The organism is Pseudomonas costantinii, from assembly GCF_001870435.1.
GTDB classification, from domain to species: Bacteria; Pseudomonadota; Gammaproteobacteria; order Pseudomonadales; family Pseudomonadaceae; genus Aquipseudomonas; species Aquipseudomonas costantinii.
Window position 1 is genome coordinate 136,277 of the sequence record NZ_MDDR01000065.1, and the last position, 15,600, is coordinate 151,876.

Below are 15,600 nucleotides of genomic sequence, written 5' to 3' on the forward strand. Positions count from 1 at the left end.
AACGTTATTTGCCCGCACGCTGGTAGCGCACGGCTTCAACGAACACATCGGCATTGGCCGGGTCATCCAGGTAGGCAAACACCTGGTCCATGGAGCTGTCCACCAACACGCCATCGCCCTCGACGGTTTCCACGGTACTGCCGTGCAAGGCTTGTTGGCCTATCGCTTGACGGATCTGCTCCAGATCCAGGTTGTAGACCACCAATTCGTGCTTTTCGTCCAACTCAAAGCCAGCCAGGATGAAATGCCCACCCAGTTTGTCCGGCAACGGCGCCGACAAGTACCAACGGTTGCCATGATGCGAGACGGTAAACAGGTACTCATCGCGCTGGCCCGGCTTGGCTTTAGGGTAGCTCACCGCTTTGTAGCGATGTTCACCGGCATGGGTGATCTGCAGGTTGAGCGGTTCGCCCCAGGCGTTTTTGCTCGACCAGTGGCCCAACAAGGCATCCGGCGCGGCTTCGCGGGCCGGCAGTGGGTCCTTGAAGGTCACCAGGCAACCGCTGAGCAGCAGGAACGACAAGGCGATTAGCGCGACACGCCAGGCTTTCATTGAACATCCCCCGGTGTCAGACCGAGGCCAACACCAAATGCATATAGCGCTTGAGAATCTCAAGCACCTCTTCACCGGTCAGAGGCTCTGGGCCGCCAAGCAGGCCCTGATATTCCATCCGACCGATTATCGCCGTCAACACTTTGGCATCCTGTTGCGGTTCACGCGAACCCAATACCTGGAAAAACTGCCCGGTACCCTGCAACAGAATTTGCTGGTGAGAGCGCACCAGCTCGGCCAGGCGTGGGTTGAGCAAGGCTTCCTGGCGAAAGGCCTGCTCGGCCATCAGGTGTTCACGACGGTTAGTCAGTTGGCGCAGCACGTAGTCGGCGGTCAGTCGCGCGATGTCATCGGCCAGTTGCGAACGCGACTGCGGGCTGCCATCGCCATAGGCGACCATTTCGCGTAGCAGGCCTTCGTTACGCACCCACAACTTGCCCATAAAGGCGGCGCTGCGCTCCACGTATTGGGCGAAGGTATCGGTGAGCAGGTCATCGATGTCCTTGAAGTAGTAGGTAGTGGCCGACAGCGGCACCCCCGCCTCCGCCGCCACCGCGCGATGGCGCACGGCCCGCACGCCATCACGCACCACAATACGCATGGCCGCATCGAGAATGTCTTGCCTGCGTTGCTCGCTGCCTCGGCGACTGGCCTTGCGGCCCTGGTACTGGACGCTTTCAGCCACGGCAGCAGCAATGCCGGCGGCGCCTTCTTCCTTTACGCGGTTCACCACAAATCTTCCTTTAACGTGTGACGCGGAGCGTCACCGGCTGCATTCCCACGCAAAGCGTGGGAACGATCCCCTGGCGCTGTTCGCTTGACGCTTATATACGCCGCATAAAAAAGCCGCCTTATAAAAGGCGGCTTCGGATTTCGCTACGGTTACGCTTGTGGCCGCATGTGCGGGAACAAGATCACGTCACGAATTGACGGCGAGTTGGTCAACAACATTACCAACCGGTCGATGCCGATACCTTCACCGGCAGTCGGCGGCATGCCGTATTCCAAGGCACGCACGAAGTCGGCGTCGTAGTGCATGGCTTCGTCGTCGCCGGCGTCCTTGTCGGCCACCTGGGCCATGAAGCGCTCGGCCTGGTCTTCCGCGTCGTTAAGCTCGGAGTAGGCGTTGGCGATTTCGCGGCCACCGATGAACAACTCGAAACGGTCGGTGACGTTCGGGTTGTCGTCGTTGCGACGGGCCAGCGGCGACACTTCGAACGGGTACTGGGTAATGAAGTGCGGCTGTTCCAGCTTGTGCTCAACCAGCTCTTCGAAAATCATCACCTGCAATTTGCCCAGGCCTTCGAAGCCCAGCACCTTGGCGCCGGCTTTCTTGGCGATGGCGCGAGCCTTGTCGATATCGTTCAGGTCGTCAGCGGTCAGCTCAGGGTTGTACTTGAGGATCGAGTCGAACACCGACAGACGCACGAACGGCTCGCCGAAATGGAACACCTTGTCGCCGTACGGCACGTCGGTGCTGCCCAGAACCAACTGTGCCAGTTCGCGGAACAGCTCCTCGGTCAGGTCCATGTTGTCTTCGTAGTCGGCGTAAGCCTGGTAGAACTCCAACATGGTGAATTCTGGGTTGTGACGGGTCGAAACGCCTTCGTTACGGAAGTTGCGGTTGATCTCGAACACTTTCTCGAAGCCGCCAACCACCAGGCGCTTGAGGTACAGCTCAGGCGCGATACGCAAGAACATTTCCAGATCCAGCGCGTTGTGGTGAGTCTCGAACGGCTTGGCTGCGGCACCACCGGGGATGGTTTGCAGCATCGGCGTTTCCACTTCCAGGAAATCACGCGCCATCAGGAAGCTGCGGATGTGGGCGATGACTTGCGAACGCACGCGGAACGTCTGGCGCACTTCTTCGTTAACGATCAGGTCAACGTAGCGCTGGCGATAACGCTGCTCGGTGTCGGTCAGGCCGTGGTGCTTGTCCGGCAGCGGGCGCAGGGATTTGGTCAGCAGGCGCACGCCTGTCATTTCAACGTACAGGTCGCCTTTACCGGAACGGGCCAGGGTACCTTCGGCTGCGATGATGTCGCCCATGTCCCAGGTTTTCACCGAGGCCAGGGTTTCTTCCGACAGGGTTTTGCGGTTGACGTAGACCTGGATGCGACCGGTCATGTCCTGGATCACCATGAACGAGCCACGGTTGAGCATGATGCGACCTGCCACCTTGACCGGGATCGCCGCTTCTGCCAGTTCTTCCTTGGTCTTGTCCGCGTACTGCTTCTGCAAGTCTTCGCAGTAGTTTTCGCGGCGGAAGTCGTTGGGGAAGGCATTGCCCTTGGCGCGCTCGGCAGCAAGCTTTTCCTTGCGCAGGGCGATCAGGGAGTTTTCTTCCTGTTGCAGGGCTTGCGGGTCGAGTTGTTGGTCGCTCATGTCTTTTGAAATTCCATCACAGGTTCGTTGCCCCCACCGGTGGCAGGGGACTTAAGGTCTTGGCTGACGGTTTACAGCCCCGATTTCAGGCTGGCTTCCAGGTATTCGTCGATATCACCGTCGAGCACCTTGTCGCAATCGCTGCGTTCGATGTTAGTGCGCAGATCCTTGATCCGCGACGCATCAAGCACATAAGAACGGATCTGGTGACCCCAGCCGATGTCCGACTTGGTGTCTTCCAGCGCCTGGGAAGCGGCGTTGCGCTTCTGTATTTCCTGCTCGTACAACCTGGCCCGCAGCATTTTCATGGCGGTGTCTTTGTTGGCGTGCTGGGAACGTTCGTTCTGGCAGCTGACCACGGTGTTGGTGGGTACGTGAGTAATACGTACGGCCGAGTCGGTGGTGTTTACGTGCTGACCACCGGCACCGGAGGAGCGATACGTGTCGATTCGCAGGTCTGCCGGGTTGATCTCGATTTCCACCTTGTCGTCGATCTCTGGCGAGACGAAAACCGCGGAGAACGAAGTATGGCGACGGTTGCCGGAGTCGAACGGGCTCTTGCGCACCAGGCGGTGCACGCCGATCTCGGTACGCAGCCAGCCAAAGGCGTATTCACCCTTGATGTGCACGGTCGCACCTTTGATGCCGGCGACTTCACCGGCCGACAGCTCCATGATGGTCGCGTCGAAACCGCGTTTGTCGGCCCAGCGCAGGTACATGCGCAACAGAATGTTGGCCCAGTCCTGGGCTTCGGTACCGCCGGAACCGGCCTGGATATCCAGGTAGGCGTTGTTCGGGTCCATTTCGTGGCTGAACATGCGACGGAATTCGAGCTTGGCGAGGTTTTCCTCGAGACGGGCCAGCTCGGCGACGACATCGCCCACTGCGCCTTCGTCGTTCTCTTCGACGGCCATGTCCAGCAGGTCGCGGCAGTCGCCCAGACCGGTGTTCAACTCGTCGAGGGTATCGACGATCTGTGCCAGCGCTGCGCGCTCGCGGCCCAACTCTTGGGCGTATTCAGGTTTGTTCCAGACAGCCGGATCTTCAAGCTCGCGATTGACTTCGGTCAGACGCTCATGCTTTTGATCGTAGTCAAAGATACCCCCGAATAGTTTCGGAGCGCTCGGACAGGTCCTTGATTGTGTTAAGGATCGGGTTGATTTCCATGGCGGGCAGCACTCGTTGGCGAACTTTTGAAAGCCGACGAGTATAACGGCAAACAGGGTGAAACGGCAGCCCGCTTGGCGAAAAGGCGCAGGGTTGTACACGATCTGATGACCGATGAAGACCCAATGTGGGAACGAGCAAGCTCCCACAGTTGGAATTGCGGCGGATTCAGGTTACTCAATACCGACCTGATTACGCCCATTGTGCTTGGCCATATACAGCCCCTTATCCGCCGCCAATATCACCTGCCGGTAATCACTACCCTGCTGCGGGGTAATGGTCGACAGGCCGATGCTGATGGTCAGGTTGGAACCTTCAGCCGGTGTGATATGCGGGATATTCAACGCAGCGACAGCCATACGCAGCTTTTCCGCCACCAGGCGGGCGCCGCCGGACGAGGTGTTCGGCAGCACCAGCGCGAACTCTTCGCCGCCGTAGCGCGCCGGCAAGTCCGAAGGGCGGCTGCTGGCATCACGGATGGCGGCGGCGACTTTGCGCAGGGCCTCGTCACCTTCGACGTGGCCGAAGGTGTCGTTGTAGGCCTTGAAGAAGTCGACGTCGATCATCAACAACGACAATTGGGTCTGGTCACGCATGGAACGGCGCCACTCCAGCTCCAGGTATTCGTCGAAATGGCGGCGGTTGGACAGCCCGGTGAGACCGTCGGAGTTCATCAGGCGCTGCAGTACCAGGTTGGTGTCCAGCAGTTGTTGCTGGCTGACCCGCAGCGCACGGTACGCCGCATCCCGCTGCAGCAGGGTCATATAAGAGCGCGAGTGATAGCGGATGCGCGCCACCAACTCGATGTTGTCCGGTAACTTGACCAGATAATCGTTGGCTCCGGCCGCAAAGGCCGCGCTCTTGATCAGCGGGTCTTCTTTGGTAGAAAGCACGATGATCGGGATATTCGCCGTGGCCGGGTGATTACGGTATTCGCGCACCAGGGTCAGGCCGTCGAGACCCGGCATCACCAGGTCTTGCAGAATCACCGTCGGTTTGATGCGAATCGCCTGGGCGATGGCCTGGTGCGGGTCGGCGCAAAAGTGGAAGTCGATGTTTTCTTCATGGGCCAAGCCACGTCGTACGGCTTCCCCGATCATCGCCTGGTCGTCGACCAACAACACCATGGCGGCATTTTCGTTGGCCTTGAAGTCGTCGAGCTGTAAATCATTCATGTGCAGTCACCTGAATTACTTTCCTGCAAGCCAGCAGCGCGGGGTGTCTTGATCATTTTGCAAAGACCTCCAGCAATCGGGGCGCAATTCTATCCAGTGGGCGAATTTCAACAGCAGCGTCAATCGCCGCCGCCGCTTTGGGCATGCCATACACCGCCGAGCTCTGCTGATCCTGGGCGATGGTCAAATATCCTTGTTCACGCAGCAATTTGAGCCCTTGGGCGCCATCGCGTCCCATGCCGGTCAGCAATACGCCGACGGCATCGCCGTTCCAGTAACTGGCGACGCTCTCGAAAAAAACGTCGATGGACGGCCGGTAAATCTCGTTCACCGGCTCTGCGGTATAGGCTAGCGTGCCGTTTTTCAACAATCGAATATGGTGGTTGGTGCCGGCCAACAGTACCACGCCACTTTGTGGCGGCTCGCCCTCGATGGCCAGCCGCACCGGCAGTCCGGACGCACTGCTCAGCCACTCGGCCATGCCCGCAGCGAACACTTGGTCCACATGTTGCACCAGCACAATGGCTGCGGAAAAGTCCCGGGGCAAGCCCTTCAGCAGAGTTTCCAGCGCAGCCGGACCGCCGGCCGAGGAGCCAATCGCCACCAGGCGCTGGCGTTTGCCGGTAACACGCAAAGGCGCGGTTTCAGCACGTACACGGCTGCCGCGCTGGCCGATCAACCAGCCAATGTTAAGAATTTTGCGCAACAACGGTGCCGCTGCGTCCTTGGGGTTGCCCACACCCAGTGCCGGAGTGTCCACCACGTCCAGGGCGCCATGGCCCATGGCTTCGAACACGCGACTGACGTTGGCCTGACGATCCACGGTGACGATCAAGATCGGACACGGCGTCTCGGCCATGATCTGCCGCGTGGCTTCTACACCGTCCATCACCGGCATGATCAGGTCCATCAGGATCAGGTCCGGGGTCAATTCGGCGCAACGCTGCACGGCTTCCAGGCCATTACCGGCCACCCACACGACCTGATGCGCAGGCTCGAAACTCAGGGCACGGCGCAACGCTTCCACCGCCAGAGGCATGTCATTGACGATCGCAATCCTCATGCCCGGGCTCCTCCGATCAGTTCAACCACGGCATCCAACAAGGCGTCATCGTGGAAACTGGCTTTGGCTAAATAATAGTCCGCGCCGGCGTCCAGGCCACGACGCCGGTCCTCTTCGCGATCTTTGTATGACACCACCATCACCGGCAGCGACTGCAGGCGGCTATCACGGCGCAAGAGTGTGACCAATTCAATACCGTCCATGCGAGGCATATCAATGTCAGTGATGAGCAGGTCAAAGTCTTCGGAGCGCAACGCGTTCCAGCCGTCCATACCATCGACCGCGACGGCCACTTCATAACCACGATTAAGCAACAATTTGCGCTGCAGCTCACGCACGGTGAGCGAGTCGTCCACCACCAGCACCCGTTTGCGCGGCGCTTCGGTGGCCAACTGGCTACGCCGGGCGATGCGTTCCAGGCGGCCGGTATTGAGCAATTTATCTACCGAACGCAGCATGTCTTCGACATCGACGATCAACACCACTGAGCCGTCGTCCAGCAAGGCACCGGCAGAAATATCCTGGACTTTGCCCAGCCGGGCATCCAGCGGTAGCACCACCAACGTGCGCTCGCCGATAAAGCGTTCCACGGCGATGCCGTACACCGCATCGCGCTCGCGGATCACCACAACCTTCAAGGTCTCTTCATTGCTCTGTCCCGCCGGGCGTTGCAACAGCTGGCTGGCGGCGACCAGGCCAACATGTCGCCCCTCGTGCCAGAAATGCTGACGGCCTTCCAGTTGCACAATGTCGTCAGGTGCCAGGTCGCACATGCGCTCTATGTGTGCCAGCGGGAAGGCATAGGCTTCTTCGCCGACCTCCACCACCAGGCTGCGTACTACCGACAGGGTCAACGGCACTTCCAAATGGAAGCGACTGCCCTGCCCTGCCGTCTGCTCCAGCACCACCGCGCCGCGCAGTTGGCGGACCATATGCTGCACAGCGTCCAGACCGACACCACGCCCGGATACCTCGGTGACCTTGTCGCGCAGGCTGAAACCCGGCAGGAACAGGAAGGTCAGCAGTTCTTCTTCGCTCAGGCGCAGGGCGGTTTCCAGCGGTGACAGGTTCCGATCAACGATGGTGCCGCGCAAGCGCTCAAGGTCGACGCCATGACCGTCGTCGCTCAATTCCAGCACCAGCAACCCCGCCTGGTGGGAGGCGCGCAGGCGAATCAAACCTTCGGCCGGCTTACCCGCCAGCATACGCTGCTCGGGCATCTCGATACCGTGGTCAACGGCATTGCGCAGCAAGTGGGTGAGCGGCGCTTCGAGCTTTTCCAGCACGTCGCGGTCGACCTGGGTCTTTTCACCCTCGATCTCCAGGCGCACCTGCTTGCCCAGGCTACGGCCGAGGTCGCGGACCATGCGCACCTGCCCCGCCAGTACATCGGCAAACGGCCGCATACGGCAGGCCAACGCGGTGTCGTACAGCACTTGGGCGCGCTGCCCGGCCTGCCAGCCGAACTCATCCAGCTCGGCGGTTTTTTCAGCTAGCAAGGCCTGGGCTTCGCTCAGTAGGCGACGTGTGTCAGCCAGCGCCTCCTGAGCCTCCAGGTTCAAATCCAAGGCCTTGAGCTGGCCATCCAAGGCATCCAAGGCACGAACGCTGTTGCTTTGAAGACGTTTGAGGCGTTGCATGCTGGCCAGGTAAGGCTTGAGCCGCTGGGTCTCCACCAGGGATTTACTGGACAGGTCCAACAGGCTGTTCAAGCGCTCGGCGGTCACCCGCAACACGCGCTCGCCGCCTTCGGTCATGTGTTTGTTCTGACGCGGCGGCTCACTGACGACCGACGGCGCAGGCTCGGGTTCCGGCGGCAACGCTTCAATCACGGGCGCCGGAACAAACACCGGCGCAGGAGCCACTTTCGCGGTCGCCTGAGACGGGTCGAGCAGGCGCTCCATCAGCGCCACATAAGCCTCAACATCTGCTGGACCCACGTCATTGCCGGGCGTGGCGATGCGCATCAGCAGGTCGGTGCCTTGCAGCAACGCGTCGATATGCTCGGGTTGCAAATACAGGCGACTTTCCTGGGCGCTGACCAGGCAGTCTTCCATGACGTGGGACACGCTGACCCCGGCGTCCACCCCGACAATTCGCGCCGCCCCTTTAAGCGAGTGGGCAGCACGCATACAGGCTTCGAGTTGGTCTGCCTGGGTCGGGTTGCGTTCCAAAGCCAGCAAGCCGGCGCTCAGTACTTGCGTCTGTGCATCGGCTTCCAGGCTGAACAACTCCAGCAGCGAGGCATCGCGCATCTGCTCGGGGGTCATGTGAGGCTCCGGGTCACGGCGGACAACAATTGCGCCTCGTCCAGCCAACGCAGGCTGCGGCCTTTCCACTGCAACACACCCTGGGTGTAACGCGCACTGGCCTGGGTGCCGGAGGCCGATGCCGCCTTCAAGATGCGCTCGTCGATGGCGTGGATGCCATCCACTTCGTCCACCGGCACCACCACCGGGCCGTCCTGCGCGGCAATGATCAACATCCGCGGCATGATGCGCCCGCCCGTGGCGCCGTTGTCGGCGCTCTCCAGGCCAAGTAACTCCACCAGCGACAGGCACGCCACCAGCGCACCGCGCACGTTGGCAACGCCGAGCAGCGCCCGCGAACGCTGGTGCGGCAGGGAATGAATCGGTTGCAGCGGCGCCACTTCCACCAGGCAACGGGTGGCGATGCCCAGCCATTCTTCGCCGAGGCGAAACATCAACAGGGATCGCGTGACCACATCAGTGTCGAGTTCGGCAGCCGCCTGCGGGCGTCGGTCGTCCTGCTGCAAGGCATACCGGTCCAACAAGCGCGTGGCGGCGGCGGAATACACCGAGCAGTTGCGACAGTGGATATGGTCTGCCAGCAATGGGCAGGACTTATCGCCATGAATGCCGATGCGGTTCCAACAGTCATCTATGGCATGGGTCCCGGCCAGGGTCAGGTCCAGGCCTGTGGTGTCGAGAGGGGCTGGGCTACTCATCGTTTAGGCTCACTGTCAGCTCGCTCACTGCGGGCAGCTCGCGCTTGCAAACGACGCGCCCCCGCGATATCGCCCTGGGACTCGAGCAATGCGGCCAGGTGCATCAAGGCCTGCGGGTGCTGCGGCTCCAGGTACAAGGCTTTTCGATAATACCCCTGGGCCTCCAGGGCGCTGCCGGCCACGTCGCTGAGCAACCCCAGCCAGTAAAACACCTGGGCGGCCGGCGGATGGTTATTCAAATACTGTTCACAGGCGGCGCGGGCTTCAGCGCTTTTGCCTTCATTGGCCAGGGTCGCAATCTGGCTGAGCAAGTCGCCCGCGTCGGAGTGTGGCGCCTTGATCGGCACCACTTGGGCATTGACTGTGCTGAACGGTCGCGGCTTGACCGGAACCGGCGTTGCGCTGCGCTGCGGCAAAGGTGCCGGTTTCGGCACCGACACGAACACAGGCAGCGGCTCAGGCTTGACCGGTTCGACATGCCGACTGAAAGCAAAAGATTGCGGTACGCCAATCGAACGCATGCCATGGCGCCCAAGCAGGCTGCCCTCGGCCGGGCCGATAAACAGTACACCGTCCACGTGGGTCAGCCCCTTGAGCACATCGAACACTTGCTTCTGGGTCGGCTGATCAAAGTAGATCAACAGGTTGCGGCAGAACACAAAATCGTAGGTTGGCTCATTCGCCAGCAAGGCCGGATCAAGCAAGTTGCCGACTTGCAGGCGCACTTGTTCACGCACCCGGTCAGCGATGCGATAACCGTCCTCTTGCTCGGCGAAGTGGCGATCGCGAAATTCGATATCCGCACCGCGAAAGGAGTTCTTGCCGTACACCCCGCGCCGGGCACGCTCAACCGACAGCGGGCTGACGTCCATGCCCTGCACCTTGAACTGATGCGGTGCCAGACCGGCATCCAGCAGGGCCATGGCAATCGAATAAGGCTCTTCACCGGTGGAACACGGCAAGCTCAGGATACGTAACGCGCGCATCTGCTTGATCTCGACCAAGCGCGCCTTGGCTAGCCGAGCAAGGGTTGCAAACGATTCGGGGTAACGAAAAAACCAGGTTTCGGGGACGATCACCGCTTCGATCAGCGCTTGCTGTTCGTCATGCGAGCTTTGCAGGTGCTGCCAGTATTGATCCGCCGTCTGCGACTGCATGACCTGGCTGCGCTGGCGTACGGCGCGCTCGATGATGGCCTCACCGACGGAGGCGACGTCCAGGCCGATGCGATCTTTCAGGAAGGTAAAAAAGCGCGGGTCGCTGCTCATTGGCTCAACTCGGCAGAAAACAGCAAGGCACGCACTTCATCGGTCAGCAAATCGGCGACGCCAATCCACTGCATCAAACCCAAGGCATCCTCACGCACCGGCCCCAGGTAAGGCGCCTGGCGGTTATCCAGACCGTAAGGCTGAAACTCAGTCGGGTCGCAACGCAGGGTGTCGGTGGCTTGCTCCAGAATCAAACCCAGCCAACGCGCATCGACCCACGGTTGAGGCTGGTAATTGACCAGCACCAATCGCGTGCTGGTACGGGCCTGGGCCGCAGTGCCAAACGTCAACGCACTGAGGTCGATGACCGGCACCAGCGCCCCACGATGGGCAAAGATCCCCGCCACCCACGTCGGCGCATGCGCGATCGGTTTCAAGGGCAAGCGCGGCAGCACTTCAGCCACTTCCGTGGCCTTGAGGGCATAACGCTCACCGCCGATGTGGAACACCAGGAACAACGCCTTTTTCGCTGCCGGGACGGCGCCGCGTTTAGCCGCAAGGTCGCTCATCAGACTTTGAATCGCGACACGCCACTGCGCAGCCCCACTGCAACCTGGCTCAGCTCATCAATGGCAAAGCTGGCCTGACGCAGGGACTCCACAGTCTGGCTGCTGGCATCGCCCAGTTGCACCAGCGCGTGGTTGATCTGTTCAGCGCCGGTGGCCTGGGCCTGCATGCCTTCGTTGACCATCAACACCCGCGGCGCCAGGGCCTGTACCTGATGGATGATCTGCGACAGTTGCTCGCCCACTTGCTGCACTTCGAACATGCCCCGGCGCACTTCTTCGGAGAACTTGTCCATGCCCATCACGCCCGCCGACACCGCCGACTGGATCTCGCGCACCATCTGCTCGATGTCGTAGGTCGCCACAGCGGTCTGGTCGGCCAGGCGCCGCACTTCGGTAGCCACCACCGCAAAACCGCGACCATATTCACCGGCCTTCTCGGCCTCAATCGCGGCATTGAGCGACAACAGATTGGTCTGGTCGGCGACCTTGACGATGGTCACCACCACCTGATTGATGTTGCCGGCCTTCTCATTGAGGATCGCCAGCTTGGCGTTGACCAGGTCGGCGGCCCCCATCACCGAATGCATGGTTTCTTCCATCCGCGCCAGACCTTGCTGGCCGGAGCCCGCGGCGACCGATGCCTGGTCAGCGGCGACGGACACTTCGGTCATGGTGCGGACCAAGTCCTTGGAAGTTGCAGCGATCTCGCGGGAAGTGGCGCCGATCTCGGTGGTAGTTGCTGCAGTTTCAGTGGCCGTGGCCTGTTGCTGCTTGGAGGTGGCGGCAATCTCCGTGACCGAGGTGGTCACCTGCACCGAAGAACGCTGGGCCTGGGACACCAGGGCCGTCAGTTCGGTCATCATGTCGTTGAAGCCGGTTTCGACCGCACCGAATTCGTCCTTGCGCTCAAGGTTCAAGCGTTTGCTCAGATCACCGTCGCGCATCGTGCCCAGGATCGAAACAATGCGCTGCATCGGCGCCATGATTGCACGCATCAACAGCAGGCCGCAGAGTCCGGCTGCGAGGATGGCCAGAGCCAACGACACGAACATGCTGAATTTTGCAGCCGACACTGCATCATCAATGGCATTGGTCGCACGGTCAGCGACATCCTTATTCTCAGTGATGATGTCGTTGAGCTTCATGCGCCCGGCCGTCCAGGCGGGCGTCAGGTTAGTGTTGAACTCTTTGCGCGCAGCGGTCACGTCATTGCGTTGCAGGCTGTCGAGCACCGCGTTCAAGCTCTTGTTGTAAGCCTGGTGCGCGGCTTCGAATTTATCGAATTCAGCCTGATCATCTCCGCCCTTTATGGTGTTCCGGTAGTTGGCCATCTGCGTCAGGACGCGTGCTTCAAAAGATTTGAAGTCGACCTTGTCGGCGTCGGTCAGGCCCTTATCGTCACGCAGATCGAGCAGCTCCAGGGTGTGCAGATAACTGTCAACCCAGGCGCTGCGAATCATCGAACTGAGGTAGACCCCTGGGACCGCGTCATCCCGGACCGATTCCTCGCTGAGCTCAATCTTCAACAACCGTGAATAAGAGACCACAACCATTAACAGCATGATGGCGATAATGACCGCAAAGCTAGCCAAGATCCGTTGGCGCAAGGTCCAGTTCTTCACAGTAATTCCTCGAAGGGACAATCAAATGCCGAGGAGTATAGCTGAGCAGATGCCCGCATTTATCAACGGGTTGTGATGCAGCGATCACAGAATGCAAAAACACCCCGGACCGTGGCGGCGGCCGAGGTGTTTTATGTTCACGGGACAGGTCAGAGGGTGGCCTGGCGCACCTGTTTTTCCAGCTCGGCCTTTAAACCCGGCTCCAGTTTAAGTTGGCGCGCCAGCTCGTCGAGGTAGGCCTTTTCCATGAAGTTTTCCTCGTCCACCAACATCACGCTGGCGATGTACATCTCTGCGGCCATTTCCGGAGTGCCTGCTGCGCGAGCCACATCAGCGGGGTCCAGCGGTTTATTCAGCTCAGCGTGCAGCCAGCTTTGGAGCTCGCGGTCATTGTCGAGCTTGGTGAATTCGCCTTCGATCAGCGCACGTTCGCGCTCATCCACATGCCCGTCGGCCTTGGCCGCCGCGACCAGCGCCTTGAGAATCCCCTGGCTGTGCTGCTCGACCTGGGCCGGTGGCAGACGGTCTATGGTCTGCGGCTCCCCTTTAGGCGCATTGGCCTGTTGCGCCTGCCAGTTGCCATAAGCCTTGTAGGCAATCACACCCAAGGCCGCCAGCCCGCCGTAAGTAAGGGCTTTGCCACCAAATTTGCGTGCCTTCTTATTGCCCAGCAACAGGCCCATGGCCCCGGCCGCCAAGGCTCCGCCGCCCGCGCCGCCGAGTAAACTGCCTAGCCCTCCGCTGCCGAGCAGCCCGCCTAGGGCGCCTTTGTCATCCTGCTTGTGTTGGCCACCGGCCTTGTTCTGCAACATGTCTTGGCCAGACTTGAGCAACTGATCGAGCAATCCACGGGTATTCATTCACAGCCTCCAGACACTAAGGTTCATAGGACCAATAGGCTCCCAGCGTAAAACCAAGTGCCAAAAAGCCCCGATCTAGAGTGCTTCCAGATGTAACCCTGGCCCGTCTGGAATCCCTGAACTGCGGCAAACCCTTACATCGTCGGCCACGCGACCGTCTCCCACCTTTGGATCTCCATGATTCTTAAGTACTGTGTTTGCCTGAAGAACTGGAAATAACTTGTTTCACATGCAAGGCCATCACCCCGCCATCAATCAATTTTCCTTCCGCATCGAACCGCTTAAGCTATCCGGCGTCTGTTTATTGTCCGTTGTGTTTGGCCGAAGGCATGTCCGAACCGTTTTTTCTGATCCGCTACGTGCCAGGAACGGCGCGGGATTTGCTCACGACAGGTTGTCTCTATGCACCGCAGGAATTTGCTCAAAGCGTCCATGGCCATTGCGGCTTACACCGGTTTGTCGGCCAGTGGCCTGCTGGCCGCGCAAGCCTGGGCCGGGAACCGCGCCGCCGATGGAAAAGCCGTAGCATTCGATTTTGAAACGCTGAAGGCCCAGGCCAAGCAACTGGCCGGGACAGCGTATAAAGACACCAAACAAGTGCTGCCGCCGACCCTGGCGACCATGACCCCGCAGAATTTCAACGCCATCGGCTACGACGGCAACCATTCGCTGTGGAAGGAGTTGAATGGCCAACTCGACGTGCAATTCTTCCACGTCGGCATGGGTTTCAAGACACCGGTGCGCATGCACAGTGTCGACCCAAAGACCCGTGAGGCTCGCGAGGTGCATTTCCGCCCTTCGCTGTTCAACTACGCCAAAACCACGGTGGACACCAAACAATTGACCGGCGACCTGGGTTTCTCCGGCTTCAAGCTGTTCAAGGCACCGGAACTCGATCGCCATGACGTGCTGTCATTTCTAGGCGCCAGCTACTTCCGCGCGGTGGACTCCACCGGCCAATACGGCCTCTCAGCGCGTGGCCTGGCGATTGATACCTACGCGAAAAAACGCGAAGAATTCCCCGACTTCACGCAGTTCTGGTTCGAAACCCCGGACAAGGATGCCACCCGTTTTGTGGTCTACGCGCTGCTCGACTCGCCGAGCGCCACTGGCGCCTACCGCTTCGATATCGACTGCCAGGCCAACCAGGTGGTCATGGCCATCGACGCGCATATCAATGCGCGCACCGCCATCGAGCAACTGGGCATCGCACCGATGACCAGCATGTTCAGTTGCGGCACCCATGAACGTCGGATGTGCGACACCATTCACCCGCAAATCCACGACTCGGATCGCCTGGCGATGTGGCGCGGCAACGGCGAGTGGATCTGCCGACCGCTGAACAACCCGGCCAAGCTGCAATTCAACGCCTTTGCCGATAAAGACCCGAAAGGCTTCGGTCTGGTGCAGACCGACCATGAGTTCGCCAGCTACCAGGACACCGTGGACTGGTACAGCAAGCGCCCAAGCCTGTGGGTAGAACCCACCACCGCGTGGGGCGAAGGCTCGATCGACCTGCTGGAAATCCCGACCACCGGTGAAACCCTGGACAACATCGTGGCCTTCTGGACCCCGAAAAAACCCGTGGCTGCCGGCGATTCGCTGAACTACGGCTACAAGCTGTACTGGAGCGCACTGCCGCCGGTGAGCACGCCGCTGGCACAGGTCGATGCCACCCGTTCAGGCATGGGCGGTTTTACCGAAGGTTGGGCACCGGGCGAGCATTACCCAGAAGTGTGGGCACGCCGCTTTGCCGTGGACTTCAAGGGCGGCGGTCTCGATCGCCTGCCACCCGGCACCGGGATCGAGCCGGTAGTGACCTGCTCCCATGGCCAGGTGAAGGATTTCAGCGTGCTGGTGCTCGACAACATCAAGGGCTATCGCATTCTGTTCGACTGGTACCCGACCAGCGACAGCGTGGAGCCGGTAGAACTGCGGCTGTTTATCCGCACCCAGGACCGCACCCTGAGTGAAACCTGGCTCTACCAGTACTTCCCGCCAGCACCTGGGCTGCGTAAGTACACTTAATG

Annotated in this window: 13 protein-coding genes; 1 reads left to right on the forward strand and 12 read right to left on the reverse strand. The window is 60.4% G+C overall.

Annotation, left to right across the window (positions count from 1 at the left end; translation table 11 throughout):
* Window positions 1–4 precede the first annotated feature (4 nt).
* From BFL40_RS30835 to BFL40_RS30890, 12 genes are all read right to left on the reverse strand, one after another.
* A complete protein-coding gene (locus BFL40_RS30835) occupies window positions 5–553 on the reverse strand; it encodes a hypothetical protein (protein WP_071487488.1) in 549 nt (182 codons plus the stop codon).
* Between the two features lie 16 nt (window positions 554–569).
* Window positions 570–1,283, reverse strand: coding sequence for a TetR/AcrR family transcriptional regulator (locus BFL40_RS30840; protein ID WP_071487604.1), 714 nt, complete (start codon window positions 1,281–1,283; stop codon window positions 570–572).
* A 152-nt stretch (window positions 1,284–1,435) separates the two neighbouring features.
* Window positions 1,436–2,938, reverse strand: coding sequence for a lysine--tRNA ligase (gene lysS, locus BFL40_RS30845; protein ID WP_071487489.1), 1,503 nt, complete (start codon window positions 2,936–2,938; stop codon window positions 1,436–1,438).
* Window positions 2,939–3,009: 71 nt separating this feature from the next.
* Window positions 3,010–4,105 (reverse strand): peptide chain release factor 2 gene (gene prfB / locus BFL40_RS30850; protein WP_139213525.1). Its coding sequence is split into 2 segments (ribosomal slippage): window positions 3,010–4,032 and window positions 4,034–4,105, totalling 1,095 coding nucleotides; the frame shifts between segments, so codons are not numbered across the junction.
* Between the two features lie 173 nt (window positions 4,106–4,278).
* Window positions 4,279–5,280 carry a diguanylate cyclase gene (locus tag BFL40_RS30855; RefSeq protein ID WP_071487490.1) on the reverse strand — a complete coding sequence of 334 codons (1,002 nt, stop codon included), beginning with the start codon at window positions 5,278–5,280 and terminating at the stop codon, window positions 4,279–4,281.
* A gap of 52 nt (window positions 5,281–5,332) precedes the next feature.
* Window positions 5,333–6,343, reverse strand: coding sequence for a chemotaxis response regulator protein-glutamate methylesterase (locus tag BFL40_RS30860; RefSeq protein ID WP_071487491.1), 1,011 nt, complete (start codon window positions 6,341–6,343; stop codon window positions 5,333–5,335).
* Complete coding sequence (locus BFL40_RS30865; RefSeq protein WP_071487492.1) at window positions 6,340–8,613, reverse strand: hybrid sensor histidine kinase/response regulator; 2,274 nt, start codon at window positions 8,611–8,613, stop codon at window positions 6,340–6,342. Before BFL40_RS30865 ends, BFL40_RS30860 begins: the two co-directional genes overlap by 4 nt.
* Entirely contained in the window at window positions 8,610–9,311 is a 702-nt protein-coding gene (locus tag BFL40_RS30870; RefSeq protein ID WP_071487493.1) for a chemotaxis protein CheW, read from the reverse strand. The genes BFL40_RS30865 and BFL40_RS30870 overlap by 4 nt, the downstream gene beginning before the upstream one ends.
* Entirely contained in the window at window positions 9,308–10,579 is a 1,272-nt protein-coding gene (locus BFL40_RS30875; protein WP_071487494.1) for a CheR family methyltransferase, read from the reverse strand. The genes BFL40_RS30870 and BFL40_RS30875 overlap by 4 nt, the downstream gene beginning before the upstream one ends.
* On the reverse strand, window positions 10,576–11,088 hold the full coding sequence (locus BFL40_RS30880) for a chemotaxis protein CheW (RefSeq protein WP_071487495.1): 513 nt from the start codon (window positions 11,086–11,088) through the stop codon (window positions 10,576–10,578). The genes BFL40_RS30875 and BFL40_RS30880 overlap by 4 nt, the downstream gene beginning before the upstream one ends.
* Entirely contained in the window at window positions 11,088–12,710 is a 1,623-nt protein-coding gene (locus BFL40_RS30885) for a methyl-accepting chemotaxis protein (RefSeq protein WP_071487496.1), read from the reverse strand. The genes BFL40_RS30880 and BFL40_RS30885 overlap by 1 nt, the downstream gene beginning before the upstream one ends.
* Before the next feature lie 149 nt (window positions 12,711–12,859).
* Window positions 12,860–13,570: a tellurite resistance TerB family protein gene (locus BFL40_RS30890; RefSeq protein WP_071487497.1), complete on the reverse strand. Its 711-nt coding sequence runs from the start codon at window positions 13,568–13,570 to the stop codon at window positions 12,860–12,862.
* A 402-nt stretch (window positions 13,571–13,972) separates the two neighbouring features.
* Here BFL40_RS30890 and BFL40_RS30895 point away from each other — a divergent pair, with 402 nt between their 5' ends.
* Window positions 13,973–15,598, forward strand: coding sequence for a glucan biosynthesis protein D (locus tag BFL40_RS30895; RefSeq protein ID WP_071487498.1), 1,626 nt, complete (start codon window positions 13,973–13,975; stop codon window positions 15,596–15,598).
* Window positions 15,599–15,600 lie beyond the last annotated feature (2 nt).